The sequence below is a fragment of the Blautia sp. AM29-29 genome (assembly GCF_003480555.1).
GTDB lineage: Bacteria > Bacillota > Clostridia > Lachnospirales > Lachnospiraceae > Fusicatenibacter > Fusicatenibacter saccharivorans.
In genome coordinates this window covers 20,116-42,422 of record NZ_QUJD01000012.1, presented here as the reverse complement: position 1 = coordinate 42,422, position 22,307 = coordinate 20,116, and the positions used below count along the sequence as shown (strand labels likewise).

Genomic DNA, 22,307 nt, shown 5'->3' with positions numbered 1-22,307 from the left:
TATGAGGGAAAAGGCAGCGGCGTTTTTCCGGAAACAGAAAAAGGAGCAGTGGATGCTGTACTTCCTGCTGGCGGCAATCGGCGTTGTCCTGCTGCTGCCGACGGGAACAAAAAAGACCGGTGAGGAGACAGAACAGCCGCAGGAGACGGCTGCGCGTCCGGCGGGAGATGCGGGAGCATCGGTGCAGGAGGAGATGGAACAGCGCCTTTGTGACGCACTTTCCCAGATGGACGGTGTGGGCGCAGTGCACGTCGTGGTGACGCTGGAATCCACAGGAAAAAAGATTGTGGAAAAAGATGTTCCAACGCGGAGCACAACGGAGGAAAACAAGAAGGGAGAGGAGACCGGAAGCGTTACATCCTCGTCGCAGGATGAGGCAACTGTCTATGAAAAGACACAGAACGGGGCCGAGACACCGTATGTGGTTTCCGAGGAGTACCCGGCAGTGCGCGGCGTGCTCGTTATCGCAGAAGGCGGGGGAAACCCGGTGACGATACAGGAGATTCAGGAGGCCGTGATGGCATTATTTCAGGTGGGCGCAAATAAGATTAAAGTAGTCAAAATGAAGTAAAGGAGTCAAATGCGTGGAAAAATTAGAACAGGAAATGAATGCACCTGAGAAAATGGCAGAGACACCATCGCCGAAAAAGACGGCCGGGAAAAAGAAAAAATTCCGGAAAAACCAGGTCATCATCACCGCCCTTGCGATCATGATCGCCGTTGCCGGATACATCAACTATGCGGACAGCACCCTGTCCACCAAAGGAACGGCAGACGGAACCACCGCAGACACAAGCACCGTATTAAAAGACATCTCCAGCCTTGACACCGACATCACCGATGAGGTGGACGCCGGAGCCGCTGGCGATTCCTCGCGGACCATCACAGAAACACCGGGAGAGGCTGTCCTTGCCGGGGCATCTACATACATGGCCCAGGCCAGAATCGACCGGGAACAGATCCGTTCCCAGAATAAAGACACCTTAAACGAAATCATCAACAACACCAACCTCTCCGAAACCGAGCGCCAGAGCGCCGTCCAGAGCATGGTGGAAATGACGGAACTCGTAGAAAAAGAGTCGGCAACCGAACTCCTCCTCGAAGCCAAAGGCTTCACCGACGTCGTCGTAAACCTGACCGGCGAAACCGCCGACATCGTCGTTCCGATGAAAGAAGTAACCGAGGAACAGCGTGCCCAGATCGAAGACATCGTAACCCGCAAAACCGGAATCGGCGTAGAAAACATCGTCATCACCCCCATGAGCTCCGCCGCCGACACAGCCGCAGAGGAGAGTGCTCAGTAAATTTTGATATCCACGTAAAAAATCCGGAAACGCAAAATCATGCGTTCCCGGATTTTTTTACGTAATTCTATTTAATTTGCACCATGTGCCGTTCTTGCAACCGTCTGCAGTGCTTTCTTCACCGGCGGCAGCGAGATCAGAATCACCGTCAGCACACCTTCAGCCAGCAGATAGCTGTAGTTGTAAATAATCGGATACAGCGCCTTCAAAGACTGCGGGAAATTCTCCGGCATATAATCCATCCAGTACAGATACCCGCCTAACGTATGGAAAAATCCCCTCGCCAGCACAGCCACAATATACCCGATCAGCAGCCCGTTTTTCTTCTTTCCAAAGAATCCGGCCACACCCAGCGCCGCAAACGCAAACACATAATCACAGCACACCTGGAATAGCGACAGCACATACGGCCCCTGGATAAACTGCAGCAGTCCATAAGCAAAACCAACGAGAATACCCGTCTTCGCCCCATACCAGTTCGCAATCAGCACAATAAACAGCATCGAAAACAACGTAACCGATCCCCCGTACGGCAGCTCAAACACCTTCACATACGAAGTCACAAACGCCAGCGCCATCCCCATCGCACAAAACGCCAGCTTCCTTGCATCCATTCCCGTCCCCTTACTCTTCTGAGCAGAAAGAACCGAAGCAATCACCACCAGCGCCACCATCAGCACCACGCATCCAACATAACCGGCCGTCGTCAGTCCGCCGTCAGCAGTAACAAAAAAACTCATAAAAAAACCTCCTTCGCATTCCGCTTGGAGGGGCTCACATAAAAACACAGTCCCGAATCACCTCCGAAACCACGTTCCAGCTTCCCTACGCAGGAATTATCCCGTTCAGGTAGTGAGGGTCCGTGAGCTTATCCCTGTCCCACGTTCTCAGCCAAAGGCTCCCCTAGCGTCTTATTATTTTAACGTATTAAAGTATACCAACCTCCCCCTTATTTGTCAACCCGTCCGTTTTTTCATCCAAATACATGTTGACAAGAAGTACATACAAGTGCTATATTACAATTAGTTCAATCATTAAACTAATTGTACGAAAGGAGCACCAACACAATGCAGATTCTGAAAGTAACAGACGAAGCATTCCGCCAGTACGGCAAAGTCATCAAAGACCTCGACGTCAGCGACATCATCACCGCCATGTCCGAGACCCCATGTCCCGACGACGTAGTCTACGAGCCTTCCATTGAAAGCCTCGAAGCCTGCAAAAGCGCCCAGTCCGTATCCGACAGCCTCTACGGCGGCATGCCGATCCAGATCGGCTACTGCAACGGCCACAACCATTTACTGAACGCCGTAGAATACCACCGCGACAGCGAAATCAACATCGCCGTAACCGACCTGATCCTGATCCTCGGAAAAGAACAGGACATCACCGAAGACCACACCTACGACTCATCCAAAATGGAGGCCTTCTTAATCCCGGCCGGAACCACCATTGAAGTCTACGCAACCACCCTCCACTACGCACCATGCAACGTGGCAGCCAGCGGCTTCAAATGCGTCGTAGTCCTTCCAAAAGGAACCAATACCGACATCACCCTGGAAGAAAAACACACCCCGGAAGACGACCTGCTCTTCGCCAGAAACAAATGGCTCTTAAGCCACCCGGATGCAAACATCGCTGGAAGCGTAGCAGGCATCAAAGGAGAAAACCTCTCGGTAAAATAAAACCAGAGACAAAACCAGAAATCAGAAACACTGCCCCAAAAGAGCAGTTCTGAACATAAAAAGAAACCAAAAACCAAGAAAACCCAAAAAGGAGGATCTTCAAAAATGATCAACAATACACCGGAAATCAAATTAGGTATCGTTGCAGTAAGCCGTGACTGCTTCCCGAACAGCCTTTCCGAGAACAGAAGAAAAGCAGTCGTAAAAGCATACGACGGAGAAATCTACGAATGTCCAATCATCGTCGAGAATGAAATCGACATGATGAACGCACTCGAAGACCTGAAAAAAGCAGAGTGTGATGCACTTGTTGTGTACCTTGGAAACTTCGGACCGGAGACCGAGGAAACCCTGCTTGTAAAATACTTCGACGGACCTTGCATGGTAGTAGCAGCAGCAGAAGAGACCGGCGACGACCTTGTAGGCGGACGCGGCGATGCATACTGCGGCGTTCTGAACGCAAGCTACAACCTGAAACTGCGCAACCTGCACGCATACATTCCGGAGTACCCGGTTGGCGATGCAGAAGACGTAGCAGCCATGATCAAAGATTTCGTACCGGTTGCAACTGCAGTTGTAGCTGTTAAGAACCTGAAAATCATCAGCTTCGGACCGCGTCCGACCAACTTCCTGGCATGTAACGCACCGATCAAACAGCTGTACAACCTCGGCGTAGAAATCGAAGAGAACTCCGAGCTTGACCTGTTTGAAGCATTCAACAAACACGCAGGCGACGAGAGAATCCCGGCAGTCGTAGAAGATATGGCAAAAGAGCTCGGCGAAGGAAACCTGAAACCGGAAATCCTGCCGAAACTGGCTCAGTACGAGATCACCCTGTTAGACTGGATCGAAGCACACAAAGGCTCCAGAAAATACGTAACCCTGACCGGAAAATGCTGGCCGGCATTCCAGACACAGTTCGGATTCGTTCCTTGCTATGTCAACAGCCGTCTGACCAAGATGGGCATCCCGGTATCCTGTGAGGTAGATATCTACGGAACACTGTCCGAGTTCATCGGAACCGTTGTATCCAAAGACACCGTAACACTCCTCGACATCAACAACACCGTTCCGAAGGATATGTATGAGAGCGAAATCAAAGGCAAATTTGATTACACCCTAAAAGATACCTTCATGGGATTCCACTGCGGAAATACCGCTTCCACCAAACTGGCATTCTGCTCTATGAAATATCAGATGATCATGGCAAGAACCCTTCCGGAAGAAGTAACACAGGGTACCCTCGAGGGAGATATCGTTCCTGGAGACATCACCTTCTATCGTCTGCAGAGCACATCTGACGCAAAACTGCGCGGATACATCGCAGAGGGCGAGGTTCTTCCTGTAGCAACACGTTCCTTCGGAAGCATCGGTATCTTCGCTATTCCGGAGATGGGCAGATTCTACCGTCACGTACTGGTAGAGAAAAACTATCCGCATCACGGCGCAGTAGCATTCGGACACTTCGGAAAACCGTTATTCGAAGTATTCAAAATGCTCGGTGTCGAAGTAGATGAGATCGGCTACAACCAGCCGAAGGGTGTTCGTTACCCGACAGAGAATCCGTGGGGCTAATCCGTTCCGGAAGATTCACTGAAAAATAAGAAAGATATGCAGTAACGCATAAGCAAAAGGGCGGAGCAGAGATCTAGGTCTGCTGCCGCCCTTTTTGAAAAAGAGTAGAAAAAGGAGATTCGACATGTATTTTATTGGTGTTGACCTTGGTACTTCCGCTGTCAAACTGCTTCTGATGGACGAGGAAGGCAAAATTGTAAATATTGTATCGAGAGAGTACCCGCTGTATTTCCCGCATCCAGGCTGGTCTGAGCAGAAACCGGAAGACTGGTGGGAGCAGAGTAAAGAGGGAATCCGCGAGCTGGTAAAAGACGTAGACAAATCCCAGGTAGCCGGCATCAGCTTCGGCGGCCAGATGCATGGCCTTGTCATCCTGGATGAGAACGATAACGTCATCCGCCCGGCGATCCTCTGGAACGACGGCCGTACCGCAAAACAGACCGATTATCTGAACACCGTAATCGGAAAAGAAAAACTCTCCGAGTACACCGCAAACATTGCATTTGCAGGCTTTACCGCACCGAAGATTCTCTGGGTGAAAGAAAATGAGCCGGATAACTTCGCAAAAATCTGCAAAATCATGCTTCCAAAAGATTACCTGGCATACCGTCTCTCCGGCGCATTCGTAAGCGACTACTCCGATGCATCGGGCATGCTTCTGATGGATGTCAAGAACAAATGCTGGTCAAAAGAGATGGCAGAAATCTGCGGTATTTCCCTGGAGATGCTTCCGGAGCTCCATGAGAGCTTTGACGCTGTCGGAACCTTAAAACCGGAAGTAGCAGCAGAACTTGGACTGCCGGAGACCTGTAAAGTTGTAGCAGGAGCCGGAGACAACGCAGCAGCCGCAGTCGGAACCGGAACCGTAGGCGACGGCATGTGCAACGTTTCCCTTGGTACAAGCGGAACCGTATTCATTTCCAGCAGCAAATTCGGCGTAGACAGCCACAATGCCCTGCACGCATTCGCACACGCAGACGGCCACTATCACCTGATGGGATGCATGCTGAGTGCAGCTTCCTGCAACAAATGGTGGATGGATGAAATCATCCGCACAAAAGAATATACAAAAGAGCAGGAGAACATCACAAAACTTGGCGAGAATAATGTCTTCTTCCTGCCGTATCTGATGGGCGAGCGTTCCCCGCACAACAACCCGGATGCAAGAGGAACCTTCATCGGCCTGACTATGGACACCACAAGAGAGGATATGACCCAGGCTGTTCTCGAGGGCGTTGCCTTTGCGATCCGCGATTCCTTTGAGGTAGCAAAATCCCTCGGCATCCAGATCGAGAGAACGAAAATCTGCGGAGGCGGTGCAAAGAGCCCGCTGTGGAGACGCATGATCGCAAACGTGCTGAACATCAAAGTGGACCGTATTGAGTCCGAGGAAGGCCCGGCACTTGGCGGAGCCATGCTGGCAGCCGTTGCCTGCGGTGTCTTTTCATCCGTAGAAGAGGCGGCAGAAAAAATTGTTCGTGTGACAGAGACCATCGAGCCGGAACCGGAACTGGTTGAGAAATATGAGCACCAGTATCAGAAATTTGCAAAGATTTATCCGACCGTAAAAGATCTGTTTACAGAGCTGCTGTAATAAAAAGAGGTAAGAAATAAGATGAAGAAAGTGGAACATGGGAAAACATTTGACCGGAATGCAGCAAACCCGCCGGCGTTTGAAATCTTTCACAACACCGTGACAGAAGGCTATCCGGAGCACTGGCATACCGCAATTGAAATTATCATGCCGACCAGAGGTGAATATGAGGTTGTTGTCGGAAAAGACAGCTATAATCTGAAAGAGGGCGACATCATTATGATCAATTCCGGCGTTGTACACGGAATGAGATTCGTATCCCAGGGAGAACGGATTGTCATGCTGGTGGAACCGGGCTGTGTGGAGAATCAGGAAGAAATGGAAACGATTTTCCTGCGGCTTCCGGCCATCTACTTCAAAAAAGAGGATGAGGAAGATCCCTTCTATCTGTTTCTACGCAGCCAGATTCTGGAACTGGTGCGGGAATACGATAATGAGGGCGCAGTGATGACGCACAGAATCTGCACCGGCCTCAAAGAGCTTTTTTCAGAGTTTGGCCGCAAGGGCTTTTCGGATGCCAACGCGCAGAATACGTTCGGGGCAATGAAGCAGCAGGAATATATAGAGACTGTTTTAAGCGCCTGCCGTTATATCAATGTCCATTACATGGAGAATCTTTCTCTCGAGGAAGTAGCTGCGGTCAGCGGATTTTCCAAGTTCCACTTTACCAGAATTTTCAAGCAGTACATGAACATGACATTCTATGAGTACCTCAATTCTAAACGCGTCAAACGCGCAGAGGAGCTTCTGTACGACAAAAAGATGAGTATCACGGATGTGGCGATGAATTCCGGATTCTCTTCTTTAAGTGCCTTCAACCGTACCTTCAAGACGGTAAAGGCCTGTTCGCCGAGCGATTACCGCAGACAGCGGGAGTCGATGGTACAGGCTTTGCTGATGCAGGGATAAAAGGACTTGTATTTCACACTTTACTGTGCTAAAATGGTAGTATTCCGAGTTATAAGAATGAGATGGGGGCTTAATTTTCGTACAGGAGGGTTTGAAATGAACAAGAAACTTCATTCAGAAGCAGTAGACCAGCTTTTTGAGGCAATTTTGTGTCTGAAGAATAAGGAAGAATGCTATACTTTTTTTGAGGATGTATGCACCATCAATGAACTGCTTTCGCTGTCGCAGCGGTTTGAAGTGGCGAAAATGCTGCGGGAGAAGAGAACGTATCTGGAAATCTCCGAAAAGACGGGAGCATCCACGGCGACGATCAGCCGCGTGAACCGTTCCTTAAGCTATGGAAACGACGGATATGAGATGGTGTTTGAACGGATGGAAAAGAAAGAAAATGTGTAAAATCAAAAAAGACGGTGCGATTCCAACGCAGCCGTCTTTTTTTGATTACACATTTGTTCTTAATTTTTCTTTTTCGGATCAGAAGGCGCCGCGAGGGATGCCAGTTCATCCACCATGTGCTCGAGCATCTGTTTTTTCAGATAGACATCGAAACTCAGCAGACAGATAAACGAAAAGAGCTGGAGAAATTCCCGGTCCTCCTCCGGTGAGCTGCCGAACATGGACTTGGATACATCCGCTTTTTTCAGAAGATCTTCTTTTACGGATGCAATTTCTTCTTTTTCCATCTGGAAAATTTCGTCGTAGATATCTTTGATGGAAAAGCCGCTCTCCGTGCCGAAATACCGATCGGTGATCGGGGCGAGCAGTGTCTGGATATCCGTGATCGAGAGGATGTTTTTAAAGTAGTAAATAAAAACCAGAAGCATCATGTGCTCCGGCGAATATTTCTTTTTGACCGGCGGCGGGAGCAGCTTGTTTTTTGCATAGTTGTTGATCATTGTTTTTGTCAGAACCTTATCGGACTCGAAGCGGCGCGAAGAAGCGAGCTGTGCGTCCATAAAGGTCGTGACCTGGTCCATATATAAAGCAATGTTCGGGATTTCCCCCGGGCGGATGCCTTCGAGAGAATCCAGTGAATTCAGTAAATCATGAAGAATTTTATCTGAGTCTATCGTCATTTGTTATCACCTCACTGTTCCCATTATATAGTTTTTAATACCAGATAGCAAGGACTTTGCGAAAAAAGTTTCCATGATAAAAATGCAACGTATGTTCGTTCTTACTTGTAACCGGGGCGGATTTGTTATATACTGAGATGCATGTGAAAAGATTCGAAGCAGATGAAGGAGAAAGAACATGAATCAGACAGAAACAGGATTAAACCCGATGCAGATGGAAGCTGTGGAGTACACCGAAGGGCCGCTTCTGATCCTTGCAGGTGCCGGTTCGGGAAAGACGAGGGTACTGACGCACCGCATCGCCTCCCTGATCCGGGACAAAGGCGTCAATCCGTGGAATATTATGGCGATCACCTTTACGAACAAGGCCGCCGGAGAAATGCGTGAGCGTGTCGATAAAATCGTGGGATACGGATCGGAGCGGATCTGGGTCAGCACCTTCCATTCCAGCTGCGTGCGGATTCTGCGCCGCCATGCTGAACGTCTGGGATACGCCAACAATTTTGCAATTTACGATACCGATGACCAGAAATCGCTGATCAAGGACATCATGAAACGGCTCCAGATGGATCCGAAACTGTACCGCGACCGTGCGATCATGGCGGCAATTTCGTCCGCAAAGGATGAGATGATCGAGCCGGACCAGTACCGGATTGACGCGGGAATCGACTGGAAGCTGCAGAAGTATGCGGCAGTTTATGCGGAGTATCAGGCAGAGTTAAAGAAAAACAATGCGATGGACTTCGATGATCTGCTGGTACAGACCGTAAAATTATTCCAGCAGTTCCCGGAAGTGCTCGACTATTATCAGGAGCAGTTCCGCTATATCATGGTCGATGAGTATCAGGATACCAACACGGTTCAGTTCCGCTTTGTGAGCCTTCTGGCGGCAAAATACCGCAATCTCTGCGTTGTCGGCGATGATGACCAGTCGATCTACAAATTCCGCGGGGCGAATATTGAAAATATTCTGAGTTTTGAGCATGTATTCCCGGATGCGAAGGTCATTAAACTGGAGCAGAATTACCGTTCTACGCAGAATATTCTGAATGCGGCAAATGAAGTGATTGCGAATAACCAGGGACGAAAAGCAAAACGCCTGTGGACAGAGAACCCGGAGGGTGACCTGATCGATCTGCGGCAGTTCCAGAGCGGTTTTGAGGAGGCGGAGTACGTAGCAGGAGAAATCACGCGCGGCGTCCGCACGGAGGGAAAGAAGTACCGTGATTATGCAATTCTCTACCGTACCAACGCACAGTCCCGTCTTTTTGAGGAGAAACTGCTGCTTGCAAATGTTCCATATAAAATCGTGGGCGGTGTTAACTTCTATGCGAGACGCGAGATCAAGGATCTGCTGGCGTATCTGCGTGTGATCGAGAACCCGGAGGATGACCTTGCGGTACTGCGTATCATCAACGTTCCGCGGCGCGGTATCGGAGCGGCGACGATCAACAAAGTGCAGGACTGGGAGGCAGAGCAGGGCATCCGTTTCTACGATGCGCTTCTCGAGGCCGAGTATGTGCCGGGGCTGATGCGGTCTTTAAATAAGATTAAATCCTTCACGTCCTTTTTACAGGTACTCCGCGCGAAAGCAGATTATCTGTCGGTCAAAGAGCTGCTGAATGAAATCATCGAGGAGACCGGCTATGTAGCAGATCTGCAGGCGGAGGGAACCGAAGAAGCGGCAGCCCGCATCGAGAACATCGACGAGCTGATTTCAAAGATTGCGGATTATGAGGAGAGCGCCGAACAGCCATCTCTCGGTGGTTTTCTGCAGGAGGTTGCGCTGGTGTCTGATATCGACTCGGTGGATGAGGAGAGCGATTACGTGCTGTTGATGACACTGCATTCCGCAAAAGGACTGGAGTTCCCGAACGTATTCCTTGCCGGCATGGAGGATGGCATTTTCCCGAGCTACATGACGATCACCGGAGATGATCCGTCGGAGCTGGAGGAGGAGCGCCGTCTCTGCTACGTGGGCATCACGCGTGCGATGCAGCATCTGACATTGACGTGTGCGCGCCAGAGAATGATCCGCGGCGAAGTGCAGTACAACAAGATGTCCCGTTTTGTCAAAGAGATTCCGCGGGAGTTGATTTCCCTGGAGCGGGAGCGCGGGGAGATCGAAGACCGGAAGCCGAAGATGGACATTCCGACGAGAGGCAGCGTCTATGCGGCGATGAAGCAGGCATTTCGCGAGAAGCCGCAGCAGGCGAAAACCTTCAGCGCGCAGAAGGCGACGAAACTCAATTACGAAATCGGGGATACGGTGCGCCATATCAAGTTCGGTGTCGGCATTGTCACGGATATCGTGGACGGCGGAAGAGATTATGAAGTTACCGTCAACTTCGACCAGGCTGGTACAAAGAAAATGTTTGCTTCGTTTGCAAAACTGAAAAAGTTATAAGGAGAACGAGAGCGTGTCGGAAAACAAAATTCCGGCACGCTCTTTTTTCGACTGATGCGTCAGACGCTCAGGTGGTAATCAGGGTGGAATAGCCGTCGCGGCGCAGGCGGCGTTCCATCAGAATGGCATTTCCGAGCTGGCGGTAAGCGCCGACCTGGACCTTGAAAAAGCCGTCCTCGGCGAGAAGAAAAGCGGGATAGCCCTGGTCGAGAAGGTCGTAAAGCATACGGTCGGCATTCTGGCGGATGCGGAAAAGGCCGGTCTGGACACGGTAGAAGGTTTCTGGTGTGTCGGAAGGATTTTCCTGTTCCGGCGACGTGGGACGGGGCGAAGCGGAAGCAGTGACGGTATCTGTTGTTGAAACGGACGGACGGGCGGCTTCCGTTTCCGCAGCGCGCCGGTCAGCCTCCGTGACCGTCTCGAGATCCAGCGTTCCAAGCACTGCATCCGCGATGGCGCGGGCGATTTCTTCCTGCTTTTCATCGTAGAGCGTATTGTCCTGCTCATTGTTCAGAAAGCCGGTTTCAATCAGAAGAGCCGGCATTTTCGTCCGCCGCAGAACAACAAGCCCTGGCCGTGCCTTGACACCGAGATTCCGGAATCCCAGCTCCGAGAGCGCGCCGTTAATGTTTTCTGCCATTGTCTGTTTGATGCCGGAGTTGTCATAGACAAGCGTTTCCACGCCGGTATACTGGTTCGGTTCCTCCGAAGAATTCCGGTGAAAAGAAATAAAAAAGTCGGCATCCGCCTGATTGGCCATCTGCGCCTTTTCAAACGGCGTCTGATAAACATCGGTTGTGCGGGTATAAATGACAGAGACACCCTGCCGGGAAAGAAGCTCGCCGACCGCGATGGCGAGGGAAAGATTGTCATCCTTTTCCCTGCGTCCCTCATAGACAGCGCCCGGATCACTTCCCCCGTGTCCGGCATCGATTACGATAGTATAGGGCATAAGATCAAAGCTCCTGAAAATACGGTTCTACTTACGATATGAAGAAAGGACGAAAAAGGTTATACTTTTTTTAGTTTTATTTCATTGTATCGTATACGGGCGGTGTGTTAGAATAGGAGATAACATTAGGAAAGTGTGTCAAAAAATCTGCGGAGGATACAAAAGACACACAGATGAGAGTGAGGATTTCATGAAAATTACAATATTCAGTCTGGGGGGACTGCTTGGGCAGTATGTGACCAACACGGCGCTTCTTCACGGCGCACAGGTGACCGCCTACGTGCCGGATGCAAAAGCGATCTGGCCGAGAAAAAATCTGACCGTGATTGAGGGAAGCCTTCAGAACCGGGAACGCGTACTGGAGGCACTGCTGGAAGCGGATGCAGTCATCAGCGTGCTGACTCCGATGCGTGTGAAACATGTAAAAGAAGAAGAGACACCGCTGGCTGACGGAAACGCGATGATTCTCTCGGCCATGAAGCAGCTTGGAAAAACGCGGTTTGTGACGGTAGGCCATGTCTGCATTCATGCGTTTGGAGACTGCGAGGACAAATACCAGAGAATGAGTACGAAATTCATGCAGATTTTCTGGCCAGGTGTCTATAAAGATATGCAGAAGATGGGACAGGTTCTGGCACGGAGCGATCTGAACTGGACACTGGTGCGGACGTGTCCGGGAAGAGACGGGAAAGTGAAAAAGGTAGGGCAGAACTGCAGTATTTCGCTGGACGGCAGCCAGTTCCGGCCTGGATACTCGAGAGAGGCCCTAGCGGAATTTCTGTACGAGGCGGCCGCCGATCAGCAGATGTACAGCAGAAAAATGCCCATTTTTTACAGAGAGGGGTAAGAATGGATTTTTCAATTTTATATGCACTGCAGCATCTTCACAATGCAGTGCTCGATCGGGTGATGGTGGGAATCACTTCACTTGGAAATGCGGGATGGATCTGGATTGCGCTGACCGCCGTTTTCTTAATCCTTCCGAAATACCGGAAATGCGGTGTAAGAATGGCGATCGCGCTGATTTTAGATTTGATTTTATGTAATCTGGTGTTAAAGCCGCTGGCAGCGCGCCCGCGTCCGTGCTGGATTGACGAGCAGGTAAAGCTGCTGGTTGCCGCTCCGAAGGACTATTCCTTCCCATCGGGCCATTCGGCAGCCTCGTTTGCGGCGGCAGTCTCTATTTTTGTGATGCACAAAAAAGAAGGAGCTGCCGCACTGATTCTGGCCTGCCTGATTGCATTTTCCAGACTGTATCTGTTTGTGCATTTCCCGACCGATGTCCTAGCGGGAATTGCGGTTGGTTTTATCTGTGCTTTTCTGGCTGCGAAGATCCAGAACGGTTTTCTTCTTCATTCTCGAGGTCGATAAAACGGAACGAAAGCATCAGATACAGAATTTCATCCGGGCTGGAAAGATCAGATTCTAAAATTTCCTTGATCTTTTCCAGGCGGTAGAGCAGGGTACTGCGGTGGATAAAAAGCTCACGCGCCGTCTGGACGACATTGCAGTGGTTGTCCAGATAGCAGCGGAGCGTCCGCATATAGTCACTGCCGGAGCTGTCGTCGTGCTCCTGCAGAAAGAGAAGTCTCTCATGGCACAGCATGTAGCCTGGGAGCTTTTTTGTTGCCTGATCGAGGATGTAGTCAAACGAGATATCGTTGAACGGATGCATCCGCTTGTCCGGGTATTTTCGCGTGCCGAACTGCAGGGCGATTTTTGCCTGGATATACTGGCGGCGCAGATTCATGTGGCCGTTCATGCAGCGCGAAAAGCCGGCATTTAAGGAGCTGTCCTCCACAAAGTGCACCATGCGTTCCATCAGATCGGTCATGGAAAAATCGGACAGCGTGAGGTTAAAGAACGCAACGATACCGCCGCCGTGTGGAAACGCGGAGCAGCCGGTCAGAATATTTTCCAGATAGGCGCAGACCGAGTTTGCCGTCAGGTTTTTCTGATCCATATCGGAGAGCTGCAGATAGAGGCAGCAGTAGGTGTGGCGGGAATGCCAGCCGAGCGCATCGAGAGCCTGGCTGACCGCAATATAGTCGGCCATCCGGTCGTCGAGGGTACGGAGCAGCACGGTGTGAAGCGACTGCGCCGGCGAGGTTTTCTGCATCACATTGTGCAGGAAGGCGTGATGGATCATTTCTGCAAGAAATTCAAGAAGAAAGCCTTCGGAATCAGAAAGATCCTTTTTCGTGTCGAGGAGCAGCAGGCGGTAGGCGCTCTGACCATGCTGCGTGATGTTGACGCAGAGGGAACCAAGTCCCGTTACGTGATCCGGAAAGCGGAACCATCCATCGAGATCGCGGACGGACGCGTATTCGCTGCTTTCTGTCAAGGAGAGCAGAAGCGGGCGCGTTGCATCGAGGGAGCCAAACACCTTCTCGGGAAAAAAGGAAGGTTCTTCGGACGCTGCGGCGATGATGGAAAAATCCATGCCGACCACCATCAGCGGGTGGGCAAAAACAGGCAGGGAGAGATTTAAAAGATGCTGGATCGATTTTCCGTCGAGCCGTGCCTGCATCAGCTCCTTCTGCCAGGAATCGTACGTCCAGAAAAGCTCCTGCAGGAACGAAAAAACAGCGGATACGCTGCTCTTAACGGCGATCGAAACCGGAGCCGGAAGTTCCTCCGGCAGTTCTTCGGTACAGAGAAGAAAAAGGGAGCTGCTTTCTTCCGGGAGGGAGGAAAGAGAGCCGATCTGTTCTTCTGTGCAGAGAAAGACACGGTGCGCAGTGGCTGCGGAGCCTGTCTGATAAAGAACAGGCAGCTCCAGTGTGCCGGAGAGCGGCAGGTTTTCCGGTGCAAGAACCGAAAAAGCGCTGCTTAGTTTATAAGCGAGAAATGCGGGGGAGAGCTTCATCTTATCATCCTCCCTGCGCGTGTCATATCGTAAAAATTCATAAAAACCTCCTCAGAAATGAGTGACGTTCTGCGGACGAAACCGCGGTACTTTTTATTTTAGCAGAACAAAAAGGTCTGTCAAGAAAGAAAAGACAGGGGTGCGGGAATTTTTACGGCGGCAACAAGTTAAGATTTTGTGAAGATAGTTGTGGTTTGCGGGGAAAACTGCTACAATATGGCTGATTTGGTTACTGTTCACTCAGCAGTGAAACACTTGTTGTTTCGCTGCGTAAGAACATGATTCAGGTGATTTGAAGTGGTTTTTTACAGAAGAAAAAGGAAGGTATGACTTTGATGTATCATATTATAGTAAATAAAAAATCGCGGTCGGGGCGCGGCGAGAAGCTGTGGCCGGTGATTGAGGGCGAGCTTGAGCGGCGCAGGACGGAATTTCGTGTATATCCGACAAAGTATCACGGAAGCGCACGGGAGACGGCAGCACGGCTGACCGCGAAAGGGGTATGGAATCCCGATGATGTCCTTCTGGTGATCGGCGGAGACGGTACGGCGAATGAGGCGGTCGATGGAATCACCAGCCTGTCGGATGTAAAGTTCGGTTATATTCCAACGGGAAGCGGCAACGATTTTGCGCGCGGTGCCGGAATTCCCTCCGATCCGCTGCAGGCGCTGGAAGCTGTGCTGAAAGGGGAGGAAAAGGAGATCAACATTGGAACGGCGCTTCTTGGCAGCCAAAAGCGGAGATTTCTCGTCAGCACCGGCATCGGTTTTGATGCAGGCATCTGCCACGAGGCGCTGGCATCAAAAATCAAGAATACGCTGAACCGGCTGCATCTGGGAAAACTTACGTATGTGATGATTGCACTGCGGCAGCTCTTTTATCTCGAACCGTTCACGCTGGATGCAGCTCTGGAAAACGGAGAACACCGTTCGTTTGAAAATGTTCTTTTTGCAGTGGCAATGAATTTTCCGTACGAAGGCGGCGGCTTCTGCTTCTGCCCGGAGGCGGACGGGACGGATGATCTGCTCGACGTGATGGTGGTTTCCAATCTTGCCAAATGGAAAGTCAGCTATCTTCTGCCGATGGCGCTGTTTGGACGCCACACGGGATTTCCTGAGGTACATATGGAGCGGTGCAGCAGCCTTTCCTTTCAGACAGACCGCGCGGAACCGGTCCACCTGGACGGAGAATCGGGCGGACACCGCACGGAGGAAAGGATCGGACTGGAAACGGAGCGTCTCCGCCTTTTGGGCGGCTGGGTGAAAGAAGGGATGGAAAGATGATGTTCTGGATCATATTTTTTGCAGTGCTTGCCGTCCTGGCAGCAGGTTATTTCTTTTCCATTCTGCCGGCTACATCGAGACGGCAGGAATGTCTGAAATTTGCGGAATGGAATTATGCGCACCGCGGTCTGTGGAACGCGGCGGAGGGAGTTCCGGAGAATTCTCTTCCGGCTTTTGCCCGCGCGGCAGAGCAGGGATATGCCATCGAGCTGGATATTCAGATCACAAAGGATGGCCGGATTGTGGTGTTCCACGACGACACGATGAAGCGGATGTGTGGAAACGAGGGAAAAATCAGCGATTATACGTATGAGGAACTCCAGCAGTTCCATCTGGGCGACAGCACGGAAAAGATTCCGCTGCTTCGTGAGGTACTGCAGACGGTAGACGGCCGCGTGCCGCTTTTAATCGAAATCAAGATGCCGGGACTTTCCACGGCGGTCTGTGCGGGATTTCAGAAGGAGATGGAGGGGTACACCGGTATGTTCTGCATGGAATCCTTCAACAGCCTGGCCCTCCGCTGGTGCCGCCGCCACATGCCGCAGACGTTGCGCGGCCAGCTTTCCGGCCGTTTTTCAAAGGATGATAAGGTGCATCTGATCCTGCGGATAATGGCGCGTCATCTGATGCTGAATTTTATCGGGAAACCGGATTTTATCGCCTACGACCACCGCTATGCCGACTGCCCGGGCTTCCTGATCGACCGTATGCTGTTTCGGACACCGGCATTTGCATGGACGGTAAAAGATGAGCATGTATATAACCGGACACGGAAAAAATTCGACGCGGCGATCTTTGAACATTTCCATCCCAAGGACGGTTTTCAGAAACCGATGAATTGTTTCTTAAAAAATAATAAAGCTTATTGACTTCGGTTTTCGGTGTGCTATAATTTCAGCAGGTTGAAGAGAAAAACCTCGTCAGAAAAGTGGAGGGAAACTATGAAGATAATAAAAAAATATAAGCATTTTCTTCCGGTAGTGGTTTATGGTATTTTCTATCTGAAATGTTTTCAATATCTGGAAACTCACATTACGAAAGGTTATCATCTGATTCATACTCCGTTTGATGATATGATTCCGTTCTGTGAGTTTTTTGTGATTCCTTATTTTATGTGGTTTGGATATATTGCATGGTCTGTCCTTTATTTCGGCTTCTGCAACAAGAACCGCAGAGAATATTATCAGCTGATTATCAACCTGGGAATCGGAATGACGGCGTTCCTCGTGATCTCCTATCTGTACCCGAACGGCCAGAACCTGCGCCCGACGGTATTCCCACGGGAGAACATTTTCACGGATCTGGTCAGAGGCCTTTACCTGACAGACACACCGACCAACGTATTCCCAAGTATTCACGTATATAATTCCGTAGCCGTAGCTGTTGCCGTAGAACACAGCGAGCAGCTCAAAAACCGCCCGGTATTCCGAAACGTCTGCCTGGGCCTGACGGTGCTGATTGTGTTTTCGACCATGTTTTTAAAACAGCACTCCGTATTGGATGTGTGCTGTGCGCTTGTTATGAATGCGGGAACCTGTATGCTGCTGTACCGGCCGGCAAAGGCGGGAAATGCATTGCGGACACGGGAGAAAAAAGCGAAATATAGAATGTAAAAACGGAAACGGACGGCCCGCGCACCAGAAAGTGCGCGGGCCTGACGGTTTAGGACGGGAGAGAATGGGTGATGAGTGGGATGGTAGTGCAGGAAAAATGAAATGCGTCCGTCTATTAAGAAACAAAACTTATAAAACATATAAGATATATTAATTTCATTTATAAAGATAAATATGCTATTCTGTAAGTAACGAAAGATTGTCCCGTTTTTGGGGGACTATGATTCAGACAAATGGAGGATAAAAATGAGTACAGTCAGACGCGTTTATGTGGAGAAAAAGCCGGAATTTGCGATTAAGGCGAAAGATCTGAAGCATGAAATCAAGCACTATCTGAACATCCAGACCGTAACCAACGTACGGGAGCTGATCCGGTACGATGTAGAAAATATCAGTGATGAGACATATGAGAAAGCATGTAAAGTAGTCTTTGCAGAGCCGCCGGTTGATATCTGCTATCAGGAAGATTTCCCGCGTGCAGAAGGTGCGAGAGTATTTTCCGTAGAATTCCTTCCGGGACAGTTTGATCAGAGAGCCGATTCTGCCGTACAGTGCGTGCAGTTCTTAAAAGAAGACGAGCAGCCGATCATCCGCTCCGCCGTTACGTATGTTATCGAAGGAGAGATGACTGATGAGCAGTTTGACGCAGTCAAAGCACACTGCATCAATCCAGTAGACTCCAGAGAGACAGGACTTGAAAAACCGGAAACCCTCGTGACAAAATTTGAAGAGCCGGCAGACGTCAAAATCTTCGACGGATTCATCGACATGCCGGAGGCAGAATTAAAAGCCCTGTACGATTCCCTCGGCCTTGCCATGACCTTCAAAGACTTCCTGCATATCCAGAACTACTTCCGCGGCGAAGAAAAACGCAATCCATCCATGACCGAGATCCGCGTACTCGATACCTACTGGTCCGATCACTGCCGCCATACCACCTTCTCCACCGAGCTTACCAACGTGACCTTCGGCGAAGGCGACTACTACGAGCCGATGAAAAAAAGCTACGACCGCTACTTAAGCGACCGTGAGGTACTCTACAAAGGCCGTGACGACAAATTCATCTGCCTTATGGACCTTGCCCTTCTGGCAATGAAAAAACTGAAATCCGAAGGAAAACTCGCAGATCAGGAAGAGTCTGATGAAATCAACGCATGCTCCATCGTCGTACCGGTAGATGTAGACGGAAAAGACGAAGAGTGGCTGATCAACTTCAAAAACGAGACCCACAACCACCCGACCGAGATCGAGCCGTTCGGTGGTGCAGCAACCTGCCTTGGCGGTGCAATCCGTGATCCGCTTTCTGGCAGAACCTATGTATATCAGGCAATGCGTGTGACCGGAGCCGCAGATCCGACCCGTCCGCAGAGCGAGACACTCGAAGGAAAACTTCCGCAGAAAAAACTCGTAAGAGAAGCAGCACACGGCTACAGCTCCTATGGAAACCAGATCGGTCTTGCAACCGGCTATGTCAAAGAAGTTTACCATCCGGACTACGTGGCAAAACGTATGGAGATCGGAGCTGTCCTTGGAGCAGCACCGCGCCGTGCCGTTGTCCGTGAAAATTCCGATCCGGGCGATATCATCATCCTGCTCGGCGGCCGTACTGGAAGAGACGGCTGCGGCGGTGCAACCGGTTCCTCCAAAGTACATACGACAGAATCCATCGAGACCTGCGGTGCAGAGGTACAGAAAGGAAACGCACCGACTGAGCGTAAACTGCAGAGACTGTTCCGCCGCGAGGAAGTCAGCCTTCTGATTAAAAAATGCAACGACTTCGGTGCAGGCGGAGTTTCCGTTGCCATCGGCGAGCTGGCACCGGGCCTTAAGATCAATCTGGACAAAGTACCGAAAAAATATGCCGGCCTCGACGGAACCGAGATCGCCATCTCCGAGTCCCAGGAGCGTATGGCCGTTGTCATCGACCCGAAAGACCGTGAGCAGTTCCTGAAATATGCCGCAGAAGAGAACCTGGAGGCAACCGAAGTTGCAGTCGTAACCGAGGACCCGCGTCTGGTACTCTCCTGGAGAGGAAAAGAGATTGTCAATATTTCCCGTGCATTCCTGGATACCAACGGAGCACACCAGGAGAATGATGTCTTCGTAGAGATTCCAAAAGCAGAGGACACCCCGTTAAAAAGAAGCGGTGACATTGCCGACGTGAAAGAAAAATGGCTGTCCACCCTGTCAGACCTCAACGCATGCTCCCAGAAAGGTCTTGTCGAGATGTTTGACTCCTCCATCGGAGCAGCCAGCGTGCTGATGCCGTACGGTGGAAAATATCAGCTGACTGAAACTCAGGCCATGGTTGCAAAAGTGCCGGTTCCGGATGGAAAAACCAACACCGTTACCATGATGAGCTACGGCTTTGATCCATACGTATCGAGCTGGAGCCCGTATCACGGAGCAGTCTATGCCGTAACCGAGTCCCTGTCCCGCATCGTGGCAGTCGGCGGCGATTACAGCAAAGTCCGCTTCACCTTCCAGGAATATTTCCGCAGAATGACTGAGGATCCGCACCGCTGGAGCCAGCCGTTCGCAGCACTTCTTGGTGCATACGACGCACAGATGGGCTACGGCCTGCCGTCTATCGGAGGAAAAGACAGTATGTCCGGTACCTTCAACCATATCGATGTACCGCCGACACTCGTATCCTTCGCGGTTGACGTTGCAAAATTAAAAGATGTAGTATCTCCGGAGCTGAAAAACACAGGAGACAAACTCGTGTGGATCCACCTTCCAGTCGATGCACATCTGCTTCCAGAGTACGAAGGCGTCATGGAAACCTACAGAAAACTGCATGAGGATATGCAGAACGGCCGTGTGAAAGCCGCTTATGTCGTAGACCGTCAGGGTATCGTAGCAGCCGTATCCAAGATGGCATTCGGTAATGCTCTCGGCGTAACCATCGAGCACAATGTAGACGAGAGAGATCTCTTTACTCCATATATTGCAGATCTGATCTGCGAAGTTCCGGCTGAAAAAGTCGGAGAGCTGGCAAGCACCTACACCGTCATCGGTGAAGTGACAGACAAACCGGTTCTTTCCTATAAAGACACCGAAATCACCATCCGCGAGGCCGTTTCCGCATGGAACAAACCGCTGGAAAAAGTATTCAAGACCGTATCCGGTGCAGAGCTTCCGGATGTAGATGCCCTGAATGTGGCAGCAGCAGACGAAAACGGAATTGTTGCAGACAGCTGCTATCAGGCAAAGAGCATCCACGTATGCTCCCACAAGCTGGCACAGCCGACCGTATTCATTCCGGTCTTCCCGGGAACGAACTGTGAGTATGACAGCACCAGAGCTTTCGAGCGTGCCGGTGCAAAAGTTATCACTCAGGTATTCAGCAACCTTTCCGCAGAAGACATCCGCGGTTCTGTCGATGCCTTTGAAAAAGCCATCAACCAGGCGCAGATCATCATGTTCCCTGGCGGATTCTCCGCAGGTGATGAGCCGGATGGATCAGCAAAATTCTTTGCAACCGCATTCCAGAATGCGAAGATCAAAGAAGCTGTTACCAAACTGCTGAATGAGAGAGACGGACTTGCCCTTGGTATCTGCAACGGATTCCAGGCACTGATCAAATTGGGACTCGTTCCGTACGGTGAGATTCTCGGACAGACGGAAGATTCCCCGACTCTGACCTTCAACACCATCGGACGCCATATTTCCAAGATGGTTTACACGAAGGTTGTGACCAACAAATCCCCATGGCTGGCAGGCGCCGAGCTTGGCGGTGTTTACACCAACCCGGCATCCCACGGAGAGGGACGTTTCGTAGCATCGAAAGAGTGGATCGACAAGCTGATGGCAAACGGCCAGATTGCAACCCGCTACTGCGATGTCAACGGAAACCTGACCAACGACGAGTACTGGAATGTCAACGGTTCCTACTGCGGAATCGAGAGTATCACCAGCCCGGACGGCCGTGTCTTTGGTAAGATGGCACACGCAGAGCGCCGCGACAACGGCGTAGCAGTCAACATCTACGGAGAGCAGGATCTGAAGATCTTTGAGTCCGGTGTTGCTTACTTTAAATAAAATAAAACCAAAATAGAAGATTCCCGCAGAGAGGAAGAAAGCTCCTTTCTGCGGGAATTTTTTTGTCAGAACAGTAATTTCTGGTTTCGAAAGAAAAAATTTGATTATGCGCCGCGGTGCAGTTATAACGCAATATTTTGCTTTATTAACAAAAGTAATAAGGTCAAGTAGTAGAAATATTCTGAAAAAACGAAAGATTTCGATAGTCTCAACACATTACATATATGACGGGCCCGGAAGAGAAGGACAGCGAAATAACAGGAGGGAGAAAGAAGTGTATGAGACAAGAGGAGGAACGATTTTTTCAGATCATATTCGAGAAAAACAGTCATGTGCTGTTCCGTTATATCTGCGGTCAGTTGAACAATGACCGGGAGACGGCGAAGGATGTGCTGAACGATGTATGGGAGGTATTGGTGGTAAAATTTGAAACCGTTGCCGATCTCGAAGGAGAAGAGATGACGAAATGGCTGTTCTGTGTGGCAAAAAACAAGATCAAGAATCAGCGCAGAAAACATTATTATCAGAATGAAGTTTCCTATACACAGTATCAGAAAGAGAACAGAAATGAAGGGGAGGCGGGCGCGACAGCCGAGATTGAGGAACGAATGGTGATGCAGAACTGCATCCAGAACCTGAATCCGATGGATCAGCGCATTTTCTGGGGGAGAGCATATGGATTCAGCTACAAAGAGCTCAGCGGATTCTGCAAGAAAAGCGAGCAGGCGCTGCAGTGCCAGTACAGCCGCGCAATCAAGAAACTGCAGGGAATGATGAGTCAGGAAATCAGTCTGACGAGAGCGTAGAAAATGAAAATGGTATGCAGCGGAAACCTCAACTCTTACAATCTAAAAACAATAGAAATATCTAAAAAATTCTCTGCAGGAGAATATCCTGTGTCTAAAAATAAAGTGTTACCGTTTACATATCAAAAATCCGTTTTCCTCGTTGTCGTGGCGCGGAAATTGTGTTAAAATATTTTTAGAAAATTCACAC

The 22,307-nt window shown here is 50.3% G+C and carries 19 protein-coding genes and 1 riboswitch; of the genes, 15 read left to right on the top strand and 4 right to left on the bottom strand.

Annotation, left to right across the window (positions count from 1 at the left end; translation table 11 throughout):
- Position 1: 1 nt before the first annotated feature.
- Together DW769_RS10110 and DW769_RS10105 are read left to right on the top strand one after the other, a co-directional pair.
- Entirely contained in the window at positions 2-571 is a 570-nt protein-coding gene (locus DW769_RS10110) for a stage III sporulation protein AG (RefSeq protein ID WP_118720181.1), read from the top strand.
- A gap of 13 nt (positions 572-584) precedes the next feature.
- Positions 585-1,304: a SpoIIIAH-like family protein gene (locus tag DW769_RS10105; protein WP_022463197.1), complete on the top strand. Its 720-nt coding sequence runs from the start codon at positions 585-587 to the stop codon at positions 1,302-1,304.
- Positions 1,305-1,375: 71 nt separating this feature from the next.
- On the opposite strand, the gene DW769_RS10100 is transcribed toward DW769_RS10105, so the two are convergent.
- On the bottom strand, positions 1,376-2,044 hold the full coding sequence (locus tag DW769_RS10100) for an energy-coupled thiamine transporter ThiT (RefSeq protein ID WP_055221407.1): 669 nt from the start codon (positions 2,042-2,044) through the stop codon (positions 1,376-1,378).
- A gap of 65 nt (positions 2,045-2,109) precedes the next feature.
- A riboswitch (TPP riboswitch) is annotated at positions 2,110-2,219 on the bottom strand.
- A 152-nt stretch (positions 2,220-2,371) separates the two neighbouring features.
- On the opposite strand from DW769_RS10100, the gene DW769_RS10095 reads away from it, so the two are divergent.
- The 5 genes from DW769_RS10095 (at position 2,372) to DW769_RS10075 (ending at position 7,463) form a co-directional block, all read left to right on the top strand.
- On the top strand, positions 2,372-2,989 hold the full coding sequence (locus DW769_RS10095) for a DUF4867 family protein (RefSeq protein ID WP_055221409.1): 618 nt from the start codon (positions 2,372-2,374) through the stop codon (positions 2,987-2,989).
- A gap of 108 nt (positions 2,990-3,097) precedes the next feature.
- Entirely contained in the window at positions 3,098-4,564 is a 1,467-nt protein-coding gene (locus tag DW769_RS10090) for an L-fucose/L-arabinose isomerase family protein (protein ID WP_055221457.1), read from the top strand.
- 124 nt (positions 4,565-4,688) lie between these two features.
- Positions 4,689-6,158: a xylulokinase gene (gene xylB / locus DW769_RS10085; protein WP_055264758.1), complete on the top strand. Its 1,470-nt coding sequence runs from the start codon at positions 4,689-4,691 to the stop codon at positions 6,156-6,158.
- Between the two features lie 21 nt (positions 6,159-6,179).
- Complete coding sequence (locus DW769_RS10080; RefSeq protein WP_118750334.1) at positions 6,180-7,067, top strand: AraC family transcriptional regulator; 888 nt, start codon at positions 6,180-6,182, stop codon at positions 7,065-7,067.
- Between the two features lie 96 nt (positions 7,068-7,163).
- Complete coding sequence (locus DW769_RS10075) at positions 7,164-7,463, top strand: YerC/YecD family TrpR-related protein (RefSeq protein ID WP_022463203.1); 300 nt, start codon at positions 7,164-7,166, stop codon at positions 7,461-7,463.
- A 59-nt stretch (positions 7,464-7,522) separates the two neighbouring features.
- Here DW769_RS10075 and DW769_RS10070 read toward each other — a convergent pair whose 3' ends face one another.
- The gene (locus tag DW769_RS10070; protein WP_022463204.1) at positions 7,523-8,143 is read right to left on the bottom strand and encodes a DUF1836 domain-containing protein; all 621 of its coding nucleotides are present in this window, start codon (positions 8,141-8,143) and stop codon (positions 7,523-7,525) included.
- Positions 8,144-8,321: 178 nt separating this feature from the next.
- On the opposite strand from DW769_RS10070, the gene pcrA reads away from it, so the two are divergent.
- Complete coding sequence (gene pcrA, locus DW769_RS10065; protein WP_118750333.1) at positions 8,322-10,550, top strand: DNA helicase PcrA; 2,229 nt, start codon at positions 8,322-8,324, stop codon at positions 10,548-10,550.
- Positions 10,551-10,617: 67 nt separating this feature from the next.
- On the opposite strand, the gene DW769_RS10060 is transcribed toward pcrA, so the two are convergent.
- Positions 10,618-11,502: an N-acetylmuramoyl-L-alanine amidase gene (locus tag DW769_RS10060; RefSeq protein ID WP_118750332.1), complete on the bottom strand. Its 885-nt coding sequence runs from the start codon at positions 11,500-11,502 to the stop codon at positions 10,618-10,620.
- A 190-nt stretch (positions 11,503-11,692) separates the two neighbouring features.
- Between DW769_RS10060 and DW769_RS10055 the strand changes: the two genes are divergently transcribed.
- Both DW769_RS10055 and DW769_RS10050 read left to right on the top strand, forming a co-directional pair.
- Positions 11,693-12,349: an NAD(P)-dependent oxidoreductase gene (locus DW769_RS10055; RefSeq protein WP_147398266.1), complete on the top strand. Its 657-nt coding sequence runs from the start codon at positions 11,693-11,695 to the stop codon at positions 12,347-12,349.
- A 2-nt stretch (positions 12,350-12,351) separates the two neighbouring features.
- Positions 12,352-12,873: a phosphatase PAP2 family protein gene (locus tag DW769_RS10050; protein WP_055221420.1), complete on the top strand. Its 522-nt coding sequence runs from the start codon at positions 12,352-12,354 to the stop codon at positions 12,871-12,873.
- On the opposite strand, the gene DW769_RS10045 is transcribed toward DW769_RS10050, so the two are convergent.
- Entirely contained in the window at positions 12,809-14,371 is a 1,563-nt protein-coding gene (locus tag DW769_RS10045; protein WP_055228513.1) for a PucR family transcriptional regulator, read from the bottom strand. The two genes, DW769_RS10050 and DW769_RS10045, sit on opposite strands and share 65 nt — an antisense overlap.
- A gap of 335 nt (positions 14,372-14,706) precedes the next feature.
- Here DW769_RS10045 and DW769_RS10040 point away from each other — a divergent pair, with 335 nt between their 5' ends.
- The 5 genes from DW769_RS10040 (at position 14,707) to DW769_RS10020 (ending at position 22,117) form a co-directional block, all read left to right on the top strand.
- Complete coding sequence (locus DW769_RS10040) at positions 14,707-15,654, top strand: diacylglycerol/lipid kinase family protein (RefSeq protein WP_158568382.1); 948 nt, start codon at positions 14,707-14,709, stop codon at positions 15,652-15,654.
- Positions 15,651-16,523, top strand: a complete 873-nt coding sequence (locus DW769_RS10035) for a glycerophosphodiester phosphodiesterase family protein (protein ID WP_022463211.1) — start codon at positions 15,651-15,653, stop codon at positions 16,521-16,523. The genes DW769_RS10040 and DW769_RS10035 overlap by 4 nt, the downstream gene beginning before the upstream one ends.
- Before the next feature lie 72 nt (positions 16,524-16,595).
- Complete coding sequence (locus tag DW769_RS10030) at positions 16,596-17,267, top strand: phosphatase PAP2 family protein (protein WP_118750331.1); 672 nt, start codon at positions 16,596-16,598, stop codon at positions 17,265-17,267.
- Between the two features lie 246 nt (positions 17,268-17,513).
- Positions 17,514-21,311 carry a phosphoribosylformylglycinamidine synthase gene (locus tag DW769_RS10025; RefSeq protein ID WP_118640968.1) on the top strand — a complete coding sequence of 1,266 codons (3,798 nt, stop codon included), beginning with the start codon at positions 17,514-17,516 and terminating at the stop codon, positions 21,309-21,311.
- Positions 21,312-21,589: 278 nt separating this feature from the next.
- A complete protein-coding gene (locus tag DW769_RS10020) occupies positions 21,590-22,117 on the top strand; it encodes an RNA polymerase sigma factor (protein ID WP_055228517.1) in 528 nt (175 codons plus the stop codon).
- The last annotated feature ends 190 nt before the right edge of the window (positions 22,118-22,307 follow it).

What these genes read in the sequence shown, in the direction of transcription:
- DW769_RS10025 (WP_118640968.1), top strand. Translation starts at nt 17,514, where the DNA reads ATGAGTACAGTCAGACGCGTTTATGTGGAGAAAAAGCCGGAATTTGCG.
- DW769_RS10035 (WP_022463211.1), top strand. Translation starts at nt 15,651, where the DNA reads ATGATGTTCTGGATCATATTTTTTGCAGTGCTTGCCGTCCTGGCAGCA.
- DW769_RS10060 (WP_118750332.1), bottom strand. Translation starts at nt 11,502, where the DNA reads ATGCCCTATACTATCGTAATCGATGCCGGACACGGGGGAAGTGATCCG.
- DW769_RS10110 (WP_118720181.1), top strand. Translation starts at nt 2, where the DNA reads ATGAGGGAAAAGGCAGCGGCGTTTTTCCGGAAACAGAAAAAGGAGCAG.
- DW769_RS10080 (WP_118750334.1), top strand. Translation starts at nt 6,180, where the DNA reads ATGAAGAAAGTGGAACATGGGAAAACATTTGACCGGAATGCAGCAAAC.
- DW769_RS10055 (WP_147398266.1), top strand. Translation starts at nt 11,693, where the DNA reads ATGAAAATTACAATATTCAGTCTGGGGGGACTGCTTGGGCAGTATGTG.
- DW769_RS10020 (WP_055228517.1), top strand. Translation starts at nt 21,590, where the DNA reads ATGAGACAAGAGGAGGAACGATTTTTTCAGATCATATTCGAGAAAAAC.
- xylB (WP_055264758.1), top strand. Translation starts at nt 4,689, where the DNA reads ATGTATTTTATTGGTGTTGACCTTGGTACTTCCGCTGTCAAACTGCTT.
- DW769_RS10030 (WP_118750331.1), top strand. Translation starts at nt 16,596, where the DNA reads ATGAAGATAATAAAAAAATATAAGCATTTTCTTCCGGTAGTGGTTTAT.
- DW769_RS10075 (WP_022463203.1), top strand. Translation starts at nt 7,164, where the DNA reads ATGAACAAGAAACTTCATTCAGAAGCAGTAGACCAGCTTTTTGAGGCA.
- DW769_RS10050 (WP_055221420.1), top strand. Translation starts at nt 12,352, where the DNA reads ATGGATTTTTCAATTTTATATGCACTGCAGCATCTTCACAATGCAGTG.
- pcrA (WP_118750333.1), top strand. Translation starts at nt 8,322, where the DNA reads ATGAATCAGACAGAAACAGGATTAAACCCGATGCAGATGGAAGCTGTG.
- DW769_RS10100 (WP_055221407.1), bottom strand. Translation starts at nt 2,044, where the DNA reads ATGAGTTTTTTTGTTACTGCTGACGGCGGACTGACGACGGCCGGTTAT.
- DW769_RS10095 (WP_055221409.1), top strand. Translation starts at nt 2,372, where the DNA reads ATGCAGATTCTGAAAGTAACAGACGAAGCATTCCGCCAGTACGGCAAA.
- DW769_RS10070 (WP_022463204.1), bottom strand. Translation starts at nt 8,143, where the DNA reads ATGACGATAGACTCAGATAAAATTCTTCATGATTTACTGAATTCACTG.
- DW769_RS10045 (WP_055228513.1), bottom strand. Translation starts at nt 14,371, where the DNA reads ATGAAGCTCTCCCCCGCATTTCTCGCTTATAAACTAAGCAGCGCTTTT.
- DW769_RS10040 (WP_158568382.1), top strand. Translation starts at nt 14,707, where the DNA reads ATGTATCATATTATAGTAAATAAAAAATCGCGGTCGGGGCGCGGCGAG.